This window comes from Streptomyces sp. NPDC052101, from assembly GCF_040680235.1.
Lineage (GTDB): Bacteria > Actinomycetota > Actinomycetes > Streptomycetales > Streptomycetaceae > Streptomyces.
Window position 1 is genome coordinate 181,526 of the sequence record NZ_JBFAWH010000010.1, and the last position, 13,618, is coordinate 195,143.

Below are 13,618 nucleotides of genomic sequence, written 5' to 3' on the forward strand. Positions count from 1 at the left end.
CACCGGATGCTGCGGGTACTCCGGCTTCACCGGATGCTGCGGGTACTCCGGCTTCACCGGATGCTGCGGGTACTCCGGCTTCACCGGATGCTGCGGATACTCCGGCTTCACCGGATGCTGCGGGTACTCGGGCTTGACCGGGTGCTGCGGATACTCCGGCTTCACCGGGTACTCCGGCTTGACGGGGTGTTGCGGGTACTCGGGCTTCACCGGGTAAGCGGGCTTCACCGGCTTCTCCGGGTACACCGGCTTCACCGGACGCTGCGGATACTCCGGCTTGACGGGGTGTTGCGGGTACTCCGGCTTGACCGGGTAAGCGGGCTTCACCGGCTTCTCCGGGTACACCGGCTTCACCGGATGCTGCGGATACTCCGGCTTCACCGGATACGCAGGCTTCACCGGGTGCTGCGGATACTCCGGCTTGACGGGGCGTTGCGGGTACTCGGGCTTCACCGGGTAAGCGGGCTTCACCGGCTTCTCCGGGTACACCGGCTTCACCGGATGCTGCGGATACTCCGGCTTGACCGGCATCACGGGCTTCTCAGGGTGAGCCGGGTATTGGGGCTTCACCGGATGCTGCGGATACTCAGGCTTGACCGGATGCTGCGGATACTCCGGCTTCACCGGCACCATCGGCTTCACCGGATGCTGTGGATACTCCGGCTTCACCGGCACCATCGGCTTCACCGGGTGCTGTGGGTACTCCGGCTTCACCGGCATCATCGGCTTCTCAGGGTGAGCCGGGGATTCGGGCTTCACCGGATGCGTGGGCTTCTCCACGTGACGTGGGTGGGCGGGTTCGTTCGGGTACGGCGGGCTCGGGGTGGTGTGGTCCTGGGCGTAGGCGGCTCCCGCGGTCGCCAGCGTGGCTGCGGCGAGCGCGGCGGCTGTTGCGGCCGACGCCAGAACAGATCGCCGTCGCGGCGATGTCGTCATTCTTCCCACTCTCCTCGACTTGGGTCAGAGCTTTATGACGGCTGGTCAGTCCCAAGGGCTCGATAGTGGAATGATCAGGAAATCGAAGACCTGAATAACACTTCGGAGGTCATAAGCCTCCATATGGTGTAGTGGGGCGCACCGGTTGGCCCGGTCATGGGCGCCGTACGAGACCATCAGGCTGCCCGGCGCCGGAGGGAGAAGGGCGTCAGCAGGCCCCTGATCCCCGTCGGGCCTGCCCGCTGCACGCGCACTACCACAGTGCCTCGACACGCGCCTCCCGAACTCGTTGCTCCCTGGTTCTGGTCCGCGAGACCTACCGGGCGGTATACAGACCCAGTCGAATGCGCGGGGGCGCTCTCCGGTGTCGTCACCGCGCGATGTACCGACCCCAGGGGGAGGACTCATGGCGAACGACACACGTCCGGCGGGCGGTGCGAGAGGCCGGCGGCGGGCCGCCGTGGTGGGGGCCGCACTGGGCGGTTGCGCCCTGGTCGCGGCTTCCACGGCGCCGGCCGCCGCGCACTCCGCCGGACACGGCCGGGACGTCCGTTACGTGGCGCTCGGCGACTCGTACACCTCCGGCCCCGGCATCCCGAGCCAGGTGGACGCGGGCTGCGCGCGCTCCGACCACAATTACCCCACGCTGGTCGCGGCCCAGCGGCAGGTGGCCGCCTTCACGGACGTCAGCTGCGCCGGAGCGACGACCGCCCAGATGTGGCAGGCGCAGGGCACCAACCCGCCGCAGCTCGACTCGCTGGGGCGGGGCACGGATCTGGTGACCGTTCAGATCGGCGGCAACGACGTCGGGTTCGGCTCGATCATCGGCACCTGCGCCCGCCTCTCCGCCCAGGACCCGACGGGCAACCCCTGCGAGCGCTCCTACCAGGCGTCGGGCTACGACCAGCTCACCCTCGCGATCGTACGGACCGCGCCGAAGGTCGACCGGGTGCTGCGGGCCGTGCATGCCCGGGCGCCGCACGCGCGCGTGGTCGTCGTCGGCTACCCGGACCTGCTGCCCGACGACGGCAGCGGCTGCTTCCCGCAGGTCCCCTTCGCGCAGCGGGACTTCGCCTATCTGCGGGACACCGAGAAGCGGCTCAACCTGATGCTGCGCGTGGTGGCGGCCCTCAACCGGGCGGAGTACGCCGACACCTACACCCCCACGGTCGGCCACGACATGTGCAAGGCGCCCGCGGACCGCTGGATCGAGCCGCTGCAGCCGGCGGCGCCCGCGGCCCCGGCCCACCCCAACGCCCAGGGGGAGCAAGCGATGGCCCGGGCGGTCCTGGCCCGGCTGGACGAGGGGCCCCGGCACGGCTGAGCCGGGCAGGCGGCGGCCTCCGGAACGCGCAGCCGGAGGCCGCCGTACGACGCTCAGCCGCCGAGCGCGCCCAGGACCACGCCCTGTGCCTCCTCCTGCACCCGGGCGAGATGGCGGGGACCGAGGAAGGACTCGGCGTAGACCTTGTAGACGTCCTCGGTGCCCGAGGGGCGGGCCGCGAACCAGGCGTTCTCCGTGGTGACCTTGATGCCGCCGATCGCGGCGCCGTTGCCGGGCGCCTCGGTGAGGACGGCTGTGACGGACTCGCCGGCGAGCGTGTCGGCGGTGACCTGCGCCGGGGACAGCCTGCCGAGCAGTGCCTTCTGTTCGCGGGTCGCGGGCGCGTCGATGCGGGCGTAGGCGGGTTCTCCGAAGCGGGCGGTCAGGCCGGCGTAGTGCTCCGACGGCGTCCGGTCCGTGACGGCCGTGATCTCGGAGGCGAGGAGGGCCAGGAGGATGCCGTCCTTGTCGGTGGTCCACACCGAGCCGTCGCGGCGCAGGAAGGACGCGCCGGCCGACTCCTCGCCGCCGAAGCCGAGGCTGCCGTCGACCAGTCCGTCCACGAACCACTTGAACCCGACCGGCACCTCGACCAGTCGGCGGCCGAGGTCGGCGGCGACCCGGTCGATCATCGTCGAGGAGACCAGCGTCTTGCCGATCCCCGCACCGGCGGGCCACTGCTCGCGGTGCCGGTAGAGGTAGGAGATGGCGACCGCGAGGTAGTGGTTGGGGTTCATCAGGCCGGCGTCCGGGGTGACGATGCCGTGCCGGTCGGCGTCGGCGTCGTTGCCGGTGGCGATGCGGAACCGGTCGCGCTGCTCGATGAGGGAGGCCATCGCGTACGGCGAGGAGCAGTCCATGCGGATCTGGCCGTCCCAGTCCAGCGTCATGAACCGCCAGGTGGGGTCGGTGTGCGGATTGACCACGGTGAGGTCGATGCCGTGCTGTTCGGCGATGCGCCCCCAGTAGGCGACGGAGGCGCCGCCGAGCGGGTCGGCGCCGATGCGGACGCCGGCCGCGCGGACGGCGTCCAGGTCGAGCACGCCCGGCAGATCGCCCACATAGGCGCCGAGGAAGTCGTACCTCTGTGTCGTCTCCGCGGTGAGCGACTGCGCGTACGTCACCCGGCGTACGTCCTTCAGGCCGCCCGTGATGATCTCGTTGGCCCGGTCCTGGATCCAGGAGGTGGCGTCGGATGCCGCCGGTCCGCCGCTCGGCGGGTTGTACTTGAAGCCGCCGTCGGCGGGCGGGTTGTGGGAGGGGGTGACGACCACGCCGTCGGCGAGGCCCGAGGTGCGGCCACGGTTGTGGGTGAGGATCGCGTGCGAGACGGCGGGGGTGGGTGTGTAGCCGTCGGCACTGTCGACGAGCACGGTCACGCCGTTCGCGGCGAACACCTCCAGCGCGGTGGCCTTCGCGGGCTCGGACAGGGCGTGGGTGTCGGCGCCGAGGAAGAGGGGCCCGTCGATGCCCTGGGCCGTGCGGTACTCGCAGATGGCCTGGCTGGTGGCGGCGATGTGGTCCTCGTTGAAGACGCTCGCCAGGGAAGAGCCCCGGTGCCCGGAGGTGCCGAAGGACACCCGCTGGGCCGGGTCGGCCGGGTCCGGGTGCAGTGCGTAGTACGCCGTGACCAGCCGGGCCACGTCGACAAGGTCCTCGGGACCGGCCGGCCGGCCGGCTCGCTCGTGCGGCATGAGTCCGTTCCTCCGCGTCGTCGGATCGATCGCTCACGGCCCATCTTTCCTCGTCAGGACCCTGACACGCGAGTACGTCCCGCCTTATGATCCGGTGCTTCGATCTTCACGCCGCGCTGCCGCCTGTGCAGGGCGCATTCCACAGACAGGCCTTCTTCCACCATGACCGGATCCGCCGCGCAGGCTCCCTGGCCCTTCGCTCGTTGCGCCCAGTTCGCCGTGGCAGCGGCGTCCGGTGTCGAGTTGGTCCGGGCACTGAAGGTCCGCGCTCATCTGCTGCACCCGTCGACCGCAACCGCCTCCGAGGCCGCCCGTGTGTCGATGATCTACGTGTACGCGATGACGGCGGCGGTCGTGCTGTTCCTCCTCTGGTTCGCCCGCTGCCGGCGCAACGCCGAACTCCTCTCGCCCGGTACGGTGCGCGGCTCGGCCGCGTGGGCCGTTCTCGCATGGCTGATACCCGGCGTCAACTTCTGGGCTCCGCGCGGGCTTCTGCTCGACGTGCGCCGGGCGAGCGGCCCCGCCGGTGCCGACCCGGGCCGCCGGGACATGCTCGTCAACGCCTGGTGGGCGGCCTGGGTCGGTCACGCGGTGCTGTACCTGGCGGGCATGCACATCGCCGGCGGGACCTCGCTGCCGGTGCTCGTGGCGGCGCAGTCCCTCGACCTGCTGGCCGCCGCCCTGGCGGCCACCCTGATCGAACGCGTGACGAAGCGGCAAGCCGCCGGGCTGCGCTCGCTGGAGCCGGTGCCCGCGCCCGACGGCCTGCCGCACGCCTCGTAGCACACGCCTTGTAATGCCCGGGGTTCAGCCGATGTGGTAACTGTCCCCGTACACCTTCCAGTCGAGCGGGGTGTTCAGGTCGAGGTTGCCCCTGCGCAGGAAGACCCGCTGCTCGGTGTCGACGCGGCTGGTGTCGCTGTGCGCCTCCTCCTGCTTCATGGCCCACACCCGTGCGTCGAGGAAGGCGTTGAGGTACGTCGTCTCGTCGCCGCCCTGCGCCGGCGGCTTGGCGCTGCGCAGGGCGCGCTTGCGAATGTTGCGGAAGCTGGTGGGGTCGTCGCCGTCGCCGTGCATGACGAGGGCGTCGTAGTAGCAGAACTGGCCGAGGGCGCGCAGGCCGTCCGTCTTGCCCTGGGCGAGGGCGGGGTTGAAGTAGACCCGGTCGCGTTCGTCGTTCTGGCACTGCTGGAACGCCGTGTCCTGGGCGGCCTTGCGCCAGTCCTTGGGGTAGTTCGGGTCGAGGCCGGAGTGCGAGTCGGAGCCGTTGACCTTGCGCAGTGCGGGCAGGTACTTGGCGAGGACGTTGCCGGGCTCGCGGTCGGCGTAGAGCTGGACGAGGTCGAGCATGTCGCCGGTGCCGGAACAGAATCCGATGATGCCGGCGGTGTAGCCACGGCCGTCGCCGATGTCCTCGATGTACTTGTACTGGGCCTTCCAGTCGAGCGAGGAGTTCTCCGCGCTCGACACCAGTTCCATGGCGATCTCCTTCTTCGCCGGGTCGTCCAGGCCCGACGCGGCCGCGGGTGCCGCGAGGGCGCGCTGGGCTCCGAGCAGCGCGCCGGTGCCGACGGCGCCGAGCAGGGCGACGACGGTCCGGCGGGAGACGGTGGTGGGGAATGCTGTGTCGCGGTCTGCGTGCACCACGGGGGCTCCAAATCGGGGTGGGGGGTGGGGAGTTGAACTGGACCACATACTGGTAGGAAAGTTTCCTATCAAATGCGGGGCGGACCGGTAACCCGCCTGGCATGAAATTCGTAGGATCGAACGACGGATCGAACGACTACTGCCGCCGATTCAGAAACGGAACCGCTCAATCCCATCCGGGACGGCGGTTGGACTTGGGCGGCGCGGGGGCGCAGGGTGGACGAGCCCGTCCGTCCACGGAGGGGCGACCCCTACGGCACCACCCGGAGAAGACCCGATGACCCACGTCGCGGACCCCGCACGCTACGACGGCACCATGCGTTACCGGCGCACCGGCCGCTCGGGGCTGGACCTGCCCGTCCTGTCCCTGGGCTACTGGCACAACTTCGGCGACGACCGCCCCTTCGAGGCCCAGCGCGAGATCGCCCTGCGCGCCTTCGACCTCGGGATCACCCACCATGACCTGGCCAACAACTACGGCCCCCCGTACGGCGGGGCCGAGCTGAACTTCGGGCGGCTGCTGAAGCGGGACCTCGCGCCGTACCGGGACGAGCTGGTGATCTCCACCAAGGCCGGCTGGGACATGTGGCCCGGCCCCTACGGGCAGGGCGGCGGCTCCCGGAAGTACGTGCTGGCCTCGCTGGACCAGTCGCTGCGCCGGATGGGCGTGGACTACGTGGACATCTTCTACTCCCACCGGCTGGACGCGAGCACCCCGCTGGAGGAGACGATGGGGGCGCTCGACACCGCCGTACGCCAGGGCAAGGCCCTCTACGTCGGCATCTCCTCCTACGACGCCGAGCGCACCCGGCAGGCGGCGGCGATCCTGCGGGACCTGGGCACCCCGCTGCTGATCCACCAGCCGTCGTACAGCATGCTCAACCGCTGGATCGAGACCGACGGCCTGCTGGACGCGGCCCGGGAGGAGGGCTTCGGGGTCATCGGATTCACGGCGCTCGCCCAGGGCCTGCTGACCGGCCGCTACCTGGACGGCGTCCCGGAGGACTCGCGGGCGGCGCGCGGCACGTCGTTCGACACGTCCTGGCTGACGGACGACACGCTGCGGCGGCTGCGCGCCCTGAACGACATCGCGGCCCGGCGCGGGCAGACGCTGGCGCAGCTGGCGCTGGCCTGGGCGCTGCGCGACGAGCGGGTGACATCCCTCGTCATCGGCGCCTCCCGCACCGAGCAGCTGGAGCAGAACGTCGCCGCCCTGGAGAACCTCGACTTCACGGCGGAGGAGCTGACCGAGATCGACAAGCACGCCACCGACGGCGGGGTGGACCTGTGGCGCGAGGCCCGGCTGGGCCGACTGGGGTGACACCGGGCCACCCTGGGTGACCCGTCGGGCCGCCGAGGGGAGAGGCGGGCGTCGAGTGACGTACGTCACTGACAAGAGGGATAAGTCGGACATACTGGAGATCGCACGGACAGCGTTGTCATCACCCACGACCACGCCCTCACGTCCCTCCCGCGACCTCCAAGGAGCCACCACCCTCATGGCGCACGGAGCCCACCGCAGCCCCCTCCTGCCTCCCCACCCCGACCTGGGTCTCGCCCGCGACTGCGAGGTGTGCCTCGGCTGGGGCACCGTCGTCACCCGCGACGGGGACCACGAACTGTGCCACGCCTGCCAGGCGGAACCAGGCGATGACCAGGGCATCGCCTATTCCGGCCGATAGTCCGACCCGCCCATCGAGGCGAGCCCCTCCCCTGGCCCCGGCTTCCGGCCGGCGGCCGGTCTCGGGCCGCTGATCGCGGCGACGTACCGTGGACGCATGGCCGCCCCTCCGCTTCCGGGTCCGCTCGCGCATCTGGCGCCGCTGCTCGGCCACTACGGCTACTGGGCCGTGGGGGCCGTGGTCCTGGTGGAGGACTTCGGAGTGCCCGCGCCCGGCGAGACGATCCTGCTGGCCGCGGGGGTGTACGCGGGCGCGGGGCGGCTGAACGTCGTGGCCGTCGCCTTCATCGCGTTCGCCGCGGCCGTCATCGGGGACAACATCGGCTATCTGATCGGCAGGGTCGGCGGGCGGGCCTTCGTGCACCGGTGGGGGCGGTACGTCTTTCTGACTCCCAAGCGGTTCGCGGCCGCCGAGGAATTCTTCGGCCGGCACGGCGGCAAGATTGTGACCGTGGCCCGGTTCATCGAGGGACTGCGCCAGGCCAACGGCATCATCGCCGGCACCACGGGCATGCACTGGCGCCGCTTCCTCGCCTTCAACGCGCTCGGCGCGGTCCTGTGGGTCGGCCTGTGGACGACCCTGGCCTACCTGGTCGGCACCCACATCACGACCGTCTACGACGAGGTCTCGCGCTACCAGCTCTACGTCCTCATCGCCGCCGCCGTACTGATCGCGGCCGTAGCCGTACGGCACTTCGCACGGCGGCGCCGCGCACACTGACCGGTCGGCCGCCGAACACCTCGCCGTGCGGGCCGACTTCAGGGTGGACGCCCGTCACGAGGGGCGCGATGTGCGCCGTGCCGGCTGTTCTTTCGTGCCGGGGTCCGGCCCGGGCCCGGGCGTGTCGTCGGCGCGTTCGTGGCCGCCGCGCAGGGCGGAGGCGAGCGCGGAGACCAGTGCCATGCCCGTGGCCACGCCGAAGACGATGGTCAGTCCGTGGTGGAAGGGCCCGGTGACCAGCTCGGGGAAGAAGGTGTGGCCGGTGAGGGTGGCGCGCTGGGCGGCGGTCAGGTGGTCCAGGGTGCCGCCGTCGCCGAGCAGACGGCCGATCGGGTTGTCGCCGAGAAACGTGGCGAACAGGGTGCTGACCGGCGGCAGCGAGGCCACCTGGTCCGCGGTTCCGGCGGGCACGCCGTGCGCCTGGAGGCCGCTGCTGAGGGTCTTCGGCAGGGTGCTCGCGAGGCCGGAGACCATCAGCGAGAAGAACACGCCGATGGACAGGGCCGTACCCGAGTTCTGGAAGGTGGAGCGCATCCCGGAGGCCACGCCCCGGTGGCGGGCCGGCACGCTGCCCATGATGGAGGAGGTGTTGGGCGAGGAGAACATGCCCTGCCCGAGGCCGCCCAGCAGCAACAGGGCGGCGAAGACGCCGTAGTCGAAGTTCACGGGCAGGGCCAGCAGGCCGAGGAAGGACCCGGCGACGACGAGCAGGCCGGCGGTGGAGAAGACGCGGGCGCCGAACCGGTCGGAGAGATAGCCGCAGAGCGGCCCGGCGACGAGGAAGCCGAGGGTGAGCGGCAGCATGAAGATGCCGGCCCACAGCGGGGTGTCCTCGAAGTCGTAGCCGTGCAGCGGCAGCCAGATGCCCTGCAGCCAGATGATCAGCATGAACTGGAGTCCGCCGCGGGCGATCGCGGTCAGCAGGGCGGCCAGGTTGCCGGCGGCGAACGCCCGCACCCCGAACAGCGACAGCCGGAACATCGGCTCGTCGACCCGCGTCTCCACCAGGCAGAACACCAGCAGCAGGAACGCGCCGCCGATCAGGCCCGAGAGCACCCAGGGGTTGGTCCAGCCGGTGGGGTGGCCGCCGTAGGGCTGGATGCCGTAGGTGATGCCCGCCAGCAGGATGCCGGCGCCGGTGGCGAAGGTGAGGTTGCCGAGCCAGTCGATACGGCCGCGGACGCCGGCCGAGGTCTCACGCAGGCTCAGATACGACCAGACGGTGCCGGTGATGCTGATCGGGACGCTCACCCAGAACACCGCCCGCCAGTCCACCGCGGCCAGTAGACCGCCGGCGAGCAGACCGAGGAACTGCCCGGCGAGCGCGGTGATCTGGTTGATGCCGAGGGCCATGCCGCGCTGCCGGGCCGGGAAGGCGTCGGTGAGGATGGCGGCCGAGTTGGCGGTGAGCATGGAGCCGCCGAAGGCCTGCACGATGCGCCAAAGGATCAGCCACAGCGCGCCCGCGCCCGCCCGGAACGGGTCGAGGGACAGGGCGACGGAGGCGCACGCGAAGACCAGGAAGCCGAGGTTGTAGATCCGGACGCGGCCGAACATGTCGCCGAGCCGGCCGAGGACGACCACGAGGACGGCCGAGACCAGCAGATAGCCGAGGATCATCCACAGCAGATAGCCGATGTTGCCGGCCGCGAGCGGGTCGAGGCCGATCCCGCGGAAGATCGCCGGCAGCGAGATGATCACGATGGAGGCGTCCATGGTGGCTATCAGGACGCCGAGCGTGGTGTTGGAGAGGGCGACCCACTTGTAGCCGGGGCCGGTCACAGCCGTTCCGCCAGCCGGTCGAGCAGGGGCAGGACGTCGTACAGGGCCTGCCTCTGCTGCGGGGTGAACTCGTCCAGGGCGTGCGCGAGTCGGCCCACGGACTCGGATCGGCGCTGCTCCAGGACGGTCCGTCCCTCGTCGGTGAGGGACACGATGGCCCGGCGGCCGGCGGCCGTGTCCGGGGTACGGCTGACCAGGCCGCGTTGTTCGAGCCCGGCGAGCGTGCCGGCCATCGCCTGCGGCCGGACCCGCTCGGACTCGGCGAGCGAGCCGGGCGAGTCCGGACCGGTGCGGGCCAGCCGAGCCAGCACCGAGACGCCGGAGAGCGTGACGTCCCCGACCGCGTGCGCCTGGCGCAGTCGGCGGACGATCCGGCCCATGGCCAGCCGCAGCGCGGCGGCCAGTGCAACCGTGTCCATGACTACTAACAGTAGGTTTATCAGTCTGGACTGTTCAACCAAGTGTAAGTAACGGGGCACACGGCAGGGCATTACCCGGGGACCCCGGCAGGGCCCGTGGGCGCCTATGCCCAGGGATTTGTCGGCAATCGGGCGGATACCCGGCGGACGCCCCTTGTTCGACAGCCCAGCGGGTAACCGGGCAACGACGGGACGAACCGGTAGGCACCAGGAAGAGACCCGGCCCCGGAGGGAAAGGGCGACGACCTATGGACATCCCGCTCGGGAGGCACGCGACGACGCGGACCCGCCACGCCCCGCTGCGCTACGACCGCGCCTGGGACACCGGCATGTCCGGCATCGGCGAGGCCAGGGACGCCGTCGCCGCCCTGCTCTCCCGGCTGCGGCCCGCACCCGCCCGGTGCTCGGTGCAGGATGCCCAGCTCGTCGTCAGCGAACTCGTCGGCAACGCGGCCAAGCACGCCCCCGGCCCGTGCGCCCTGCGCCTGGAGCTGCCACCCGACGGCACCGCGCTGCGCGTCTCGGTGACGGACACCTCCACCGAGCCGCCCCTGCGGCAGCCACCCGATCCCTGCCGGATCGGCGGGCACGGGCTGATTCTCGTCGCGATGGTCTCCCGCGACCTGGAGGTGACCTGGCTGCCCCACGGCAAGCGGATCACGGCCACCGTGCCGCTCACCGCCGCGGCGGGGTGAGCACGGGAGCCCCGGCTGCGGGTCAGGCCCGGGCGAGGTGGTCGAGGAACCCGCCGACCAGGCGCAGACCGGTGCGCAGGGTCTCGGCGCCGTCGGCGAAGCCGATCCGTACGGTGTGCTCGATGCCGAACGCGGCGGCGGGGGTGAACAGGACGTTGTCCTGGCCCTGGGCCGGGTACAGGCCGACGACCAGGCCGCGCAGGAGTTCGTCACCCGCATCGGCGGGCGTGTCCGGGCCTTGCGCAAGCGGCGCGGCGGAGCGTGCAGCGGCTGGCCGAGGCCGCGAGGCTCAGCCGGCGGATGCTCACCGGCATCGGGCTGGGCCGGGCCGGGCCGGGCCGGGCCGAGCCTCGGCACGGTCGACCGCGCCGCGCGGGCCCTGGACACCGGCTTCGGCCCTGGCCCTGCCCGAGCGCGACGCGGCGGACGAGCACGTCGAGGGAACGCTCGTCCGGCAGGCCTCCGATGGCAGCCAGGCCCTGCTCCCGGGCGCGACACAGGGACCGCGAGTCGACATGTGCCGCTGGACCCCGGCCCCGGGCGGCCACTACGACGCCGAACCCGGCCGGCCGGGCGCTCAGGAGATCCACCACGTGCTCTCCGGCCGCCTGACCCTGGCGCCGAGGACCGGACCTCATGTGGTGGCCGCGGGCCAGAGCGCCGTCATCGCCGACGACCAGGACTACGCCTACCTCCGTCCCTCCGGACCGCTTCGCGCGCGCGGAGCGGAGGCACCCGTGCCACGCTCGGAACCGGGGAGTGCGCGGAGCCGGGAGCGAGGAGGTGCGGCGATGAGGGAGGGCGACCAGGTCCGCGGGCATCAGCTCTACGGCCCGCTGCCGGACGTGGCCGGTGCCTCCGGCTACCCCGACGCCCCGCCGAGGGCGGGCTTCTTCACCGACACCTCTGTGTGCATCGGCTGCAAGGCGTGCGAGGTGGCGTGCAAGGAGTGGAACGCCGTCCCGGAGGACGGGCTCGAACTGACCGGCATGTCCTACGACAACACGCAGGGCCTCGGCGCCGACTCCTGGCGGCACGTGGCCTTCATCGAGCAGCACGGGACCTTCGGCGGACAGCAGCCCGCGGCCGCGCACGACGACGTCGACGTGTTCACGGCCGCCGGGCAGATCTCCCCGGTCGCGCCCGACGGCCGCACCGAGTTGCGCTGGCTGATGGCCTCCGACGTGTGCAAGCACTGCACCCATGCCGCCTGCCTGGACGTGTGCCCCACCGGTGCGCTGTTCCGCACCGAGTTCGGCACGGTCGTCGTCCAGCAGGACGTGTGCAACGGCTGCGGCTACTGCGTGCCCGCCTGCCCGTACGGCGTCATCGACCAGCGCAGGGACGACGGCCGGGTGTGGAAGTGCACCCTGTGCTACGACCGGCTCGGCGTCGGCATGGAACCGGCCTGTGCGAAGTCCTGCCCGACCGACTCGATCCAGTTCGGCCCGCTGGAGGAGTTGCGGGAGCGGGCGCGGGTCCGGGTGGCCGAGCTGCACGCGGCCGGTGTGTCCGGCGCACGGCTGTACGGCGAGAGCCCGGACGACGGCGTCGGCGGCGCCGGGGCGTTCTTCCTGCTGCTGGACGAGCCGGAGGTCTACGGCCTGCCCCCGGACCCGGTGGTCACCACCCGGGACCTGCCCGGCATGTGGCGGCACGCGGCTCTGGCCGCCGCTTCCCTGGCCGCGCTCGCCCTGGGCGGTTTCGTCCGGAGGGGGCGATGACGGAGTCGGACGCCGGGCGCGAGGGCGTACCGGGCGCGGGCCGTGGCAGGCGCCGGCGCGGGCGGGGCGAGCAGCCGATGGTGCCGGACGCCGCGTTCTCGTCGTACTACGGCAGGCCCGTGCTGAAGAAGCCGACGTGGCGGGCGCTGGACATCGCCGGGTATCTGTACCTCGGTGGTCTGGCCGGGGCCTCCTCGCTGCTGGCGGCCGGGGCGCAGGCCACCGACCGGCCGGGGCTCGCGGCACCGGCGAAGTTCGGGGCGGCCGGGGCCATCTCGCTCTCGCTGGCCGCGCTGGTGCACGACCTGGGCCGCCCGGCCCGTTTCCTGAACATGCTCCGGGTCTTCAAACCCACTTCCCCGATGAGCGTGGGCTCGTGGCTGCTGGCGGGATACGCGCCGCTGACGATGACCGCGGCGGCCACCGAAGCCGCGGGCCGCTGCCGGCTGCTGGGCTCGGCCGCGACGGCGGCGGCCGCCGTACTCGGACCGGCGGTGGCGACATACACCGCGGTACTGCTGTCCGACACGGCGGTGCCCGCCTGGCACGAGGGCTACCGCGAGCTGCCCTTCGTCTTCGCGGGCTCCGCCGCCACCGCCGCGTCCGGCCTGGCCCTGGCCGCGGCGCCGACCGCTCAGGCGGGGCCCGCACGCCGGCTGGCCGCACTCGGGGCCGCCCTGGAACTGGGCGCCTTCCGGGCGATGAAGCGGCGCATGGGCCTGGCTGCCGAGCCCTTCGACGAGGGCCGCCCGCAGCTGTTGCTGCGGACGGCCGAACTGCTCACGGCGGGCGGCGCCGCCCTCGCTCTGTGGCGCGGGCGGGACCGGCGCCTCGCCCTCGTGGCCGGAACCGCACTGCTCACCGGCTCGGCGGCCCTGCGCTTCGGCGTGTTCCACGCGGGGGTGGCCTCCGCCGAGGACCCCGAGTACACCGTCGTACCGCAACGGGAACGGCTCGCGGCCCGCGGTCGCTAGGCCTCCGGTGTCACGGTGGTG

At 71.9% G+C, this 13,618-nt stretch carries 12 protein-coding genes and 1 pseudogene; 8 read left to right on the top strand and 5 right to left on the bottom strand.

Features of this window, described 5'->3' with window-relative positions; genetic code table 11:
• Positions 1–780: pseudogene (locus AB0L75_RS19805) on the bottom strand (hypothetical protein); the annotation flags it as partial.
• A gap of 562 nt (positions 781–1,342) precedes the next feature.
• Between AB0L75_RS19805 and AB0L75_RS19810 the strand changes: the two are divergent.
• Positions 1,343–2,260 (top strand): SGNH/GDSL hydrolase family protein, encoded by a 918-nt coding sequence (locus AB0L75_RS19810; protein ID WP_365182425.1) that lies wholly within the window; start codon positions 1,343–1,345, stop codon positions 2,258–2,260.
• A 53-nt stretch (positions 2,261–2,313) separates the two neighbouring features.
• Here the strand turns inward: AB0L75_RS19810 and pgm are convergent, their stop codons facing one another.
• Complete coding sequence (pgm, locus tag AB0L75_RS19815; protein WP_365182427.1) at positions 2,314–3,954, bottom strand: phosphoglucomutase (alpha-D-glucose-1,6-bisphosphate-dependent); 1,641 nt, start codon at positions 3,952–3,954, stop codon at positions 2,314–2,316.
• A 162-nt stretch (positions 3,955–4,116) separates the two neighbouring features.
• Here pgm and AB0L75_RS19820 point away from each other — a divergent pair, with 162 nt between their 5' ends.
• Positions 4,117–4,737 (top strand): DUF4328 domain-containing protein, encoded by a 621-nt coding sequence (locus tag AB0L75_RS19820; RefSeq protein ID WP_365182428.1) that lies wholly within the window; start codon positions 4,117–4,119, stop codon positions 4,735–4,737.
• Positions 4,738–4,761: 24 nt separating this feature from the next.
• On the opposite strand, the gene AB0L75_RS19825 is transcribed toward AB0L75_RS19820, so the two are convergent.
• The gene (locus AB0L75_RS19825; RefSeq protein ID WP_365182429.1) at positions 4,762–5,601 is read right to left on the bottom strand and encodes a chitosanase; all 840 of its coding nucleotides are present in this window, start codon (positions 5,599–5,601) and stop codon (positions 4,762–4,764) included.
• A gap of 277 nt (positions 5,602–5,878) precedes the next feature.
• On the opposite strand from AB0L75_RS19825, the gene mgrA reads away from it, so the two are divergent.
• The 3 genes from mgrA (at position 5,879) to AB0L75_RS19840 (ending at position 8,003) form a co-directional block, all read left to right on the top strand.
• Positions 5,879–6,922 (top strand): L-glyceraldehyde 3-phosphate reductase, encoded by a 1,044-nt coding sequence (mgrA, locus tag AB0L75_RS19830; RefSeq protein ID WP_365182431.1) that lies wholly within the window; start codon positions 5,879–5,881, stop codon positions 6,920–6,922.
• Between the two features lie 178 nt (positions 6,923–7,100).
• A complete protein-coding gene (locus AB0L75_RS19835) occupies positions 7,101–7,283 on the top strand; it encodes a hypothetical protein (RefSeq protein WP_365182433.1) in 183 nt (60 codons plus the stop codon).
• 96 nt (positions 7,284–7,379) lie between these two features.
• Complete coding sequence (locus AB0L75_RS19840; protein ID WP_365182435.1) at positions 7,380–8,003, top strand: DedA family protein; 624 nt, start codon at positions 7,380–7,382, stop codon at positions 8,001–8,003.
• 54 nt (positions 8,004–8,057) lie between these two features.
• On the opposite strand, the gene AB0L75_RS19845 is transcribed toward AB0L75_RS19840, so the two are convergent.
• Together AB0L75_RS19845 and AB0L75_RS19850 are read right to left on the bottom strand one after the other, a co-directional pair.
• Positions 8,058–9,719 carry an MFS transporter gene (locus AB0L75_RS19845; RefSeq protein WP_365182582.1) on the bottom strand — a complete coding sequence of 554 codons (1,662 nt, stop codon included), beginning with the start codon at positions 9,717–9,719 and terminating at the stop codon, positions 8,058–8,060.
• 62 nt (positions 9,720–9,781) lie between these two features.
• Positions 9,782–10,204 (bottom strand): MarR family transcriptional regulator, encoded by a 423-nt coding sequence (locus AB0L75_RS19850; RefSeq protein ID WP_365182437.1) that lies wholly within the window; start codon positions 10,202–10,204, stop codon positions 9,782–9,784.
• Positions 10,205–10,452: 248 nt separating this feature from the next.
• On the opposite strand from AB0L75_RS19850, the gene AB0L75_RS19855 reads away from it, so the two are divergent.
• The 3 genes from AB0L75_RS19855 to nrfD all read left to right on the top strand — a co-directional run bounded on the left by AB0L75_RS19855 (position 10,453) and on the right by nrfD (position 13,597).
• Complete coding sequence (locus tag AB0L75_RS19855) at positions 10,453–10,899, top strand: ATP-binding protein (RefSeq protein ID WP_365182439.1); 447 nt, start codon at positions 10,453–10,455, stop codon at positions 10,897–10,899.
• Between the two features lie 791 nt (positions 10,900–11,690).
• Positions 11,691–12,623 carry a 4Fe-4S dicluster domain-containing protein gene (locus AB0L75_RS19860; RefSeq protein ID WP_365182583.1) on the top strand — a complete coding sequence of 311 codons (933 nt, stop codon included), beginning with the start codon at positions 11,691–11,693 and terminating at the stop codon, positions 12,621–12,623.
• Positions 12,620–13,597, top strand: coding sequence for an NrfD/PsrC family molybdoenzyme membrane anchor subunit (gene nrfD / locus AB0L75_RS19865; protein WP_365182441.1), 978 nt, complete (start codon positions 12,620–12,622; stop codon positions 13,595–13,597). Before AB0L75_RS19860 ends, nrfD begins: the two co-directional genes overlap by 4 nt.
• The last annotated feature ends 21 nt before the right edge of the window (positions 13,598–13,618 follow it).

Bases quoted from the DNA above. Each gene is read 5' to 3' on its own strand.
- AB0L75_RS19810 (WP_365182425.1), top strand. From the start codon at position 1,343: ATGGCGAACGACACACGTCCGGCGGGCGGTGCGAGAGGCCGGCGGCGG.
- pgm (WP_365182427.1), bottom strand. From the start codon at position 3,954: ATGCCGCACGAGCGAGCCGGCCGGCCGGCCGGTCCCGAGGACCTTGTC.
- AB0L75_RS19820 (WP_365182428.1), top strand. From the start codon at position 4,117: ATGACCGGATCCGCCGCGCAGGCTCCCTGGCCCTTCGCTCGTTGCGCC.
- mgrA (WP_365182431.1), top strand. From the start codon at position 5,879: ATGACCCACGTCGCGGACCCCGCACGCTACGACGGCACCATGCGTTAC.
- AB0L75_RS19835 (WP_365182433.1), top strand. From the start codon at position 7,101: ATGGCGCACGGAGCCCACCGCAGCCCCCTCCTGCCTCCCCACCCCGAC.
- AB0L75_RS19840 (WP_365182435.1), top strand. From the start codon at position 7,380: ATGGCCGCCCCTCCGCTTCCGGGTCCGCTCGCGCATCTGGCGCCGCTG.
- AB0L75_RS19845 (WP_365182582.1), bottom strand. From the start codon at position 9,719: ATGGACGCCTCCATCGTGATCATCTCGCTGCCGGCGATCTTCCGCGGG.
- AB0L75_RS19850 (WP_365182437.1), bottom strand. From the start codon at position 10,204: ATGGACACGGTTGCACTGGCCGCCGCGCTGCGGCTGGCCATGGGCCGG.
- AB0L75_RS19855 (WP_365182439.1), top strand. From the start codon at position 10,453: ATGGACATCCCGCTCGGGAGGCACGCGACGACGCGGACCCGCCACGCC.
- AB0L75_RS19860 (WP_365182583.1), top strand. From the start codon at position 11,691: ATGAGGGAGGGCGACCAGGTCCGCGGGCATCAGCTCTACGGCCCGCTG.
- nrfD (WP_365182441.1), top strand. From the start codon at position 12,620: ATGACGGAGTCGGACGCCGGGCGCGAGGGCGTACCGGGCGCGGGCCGT.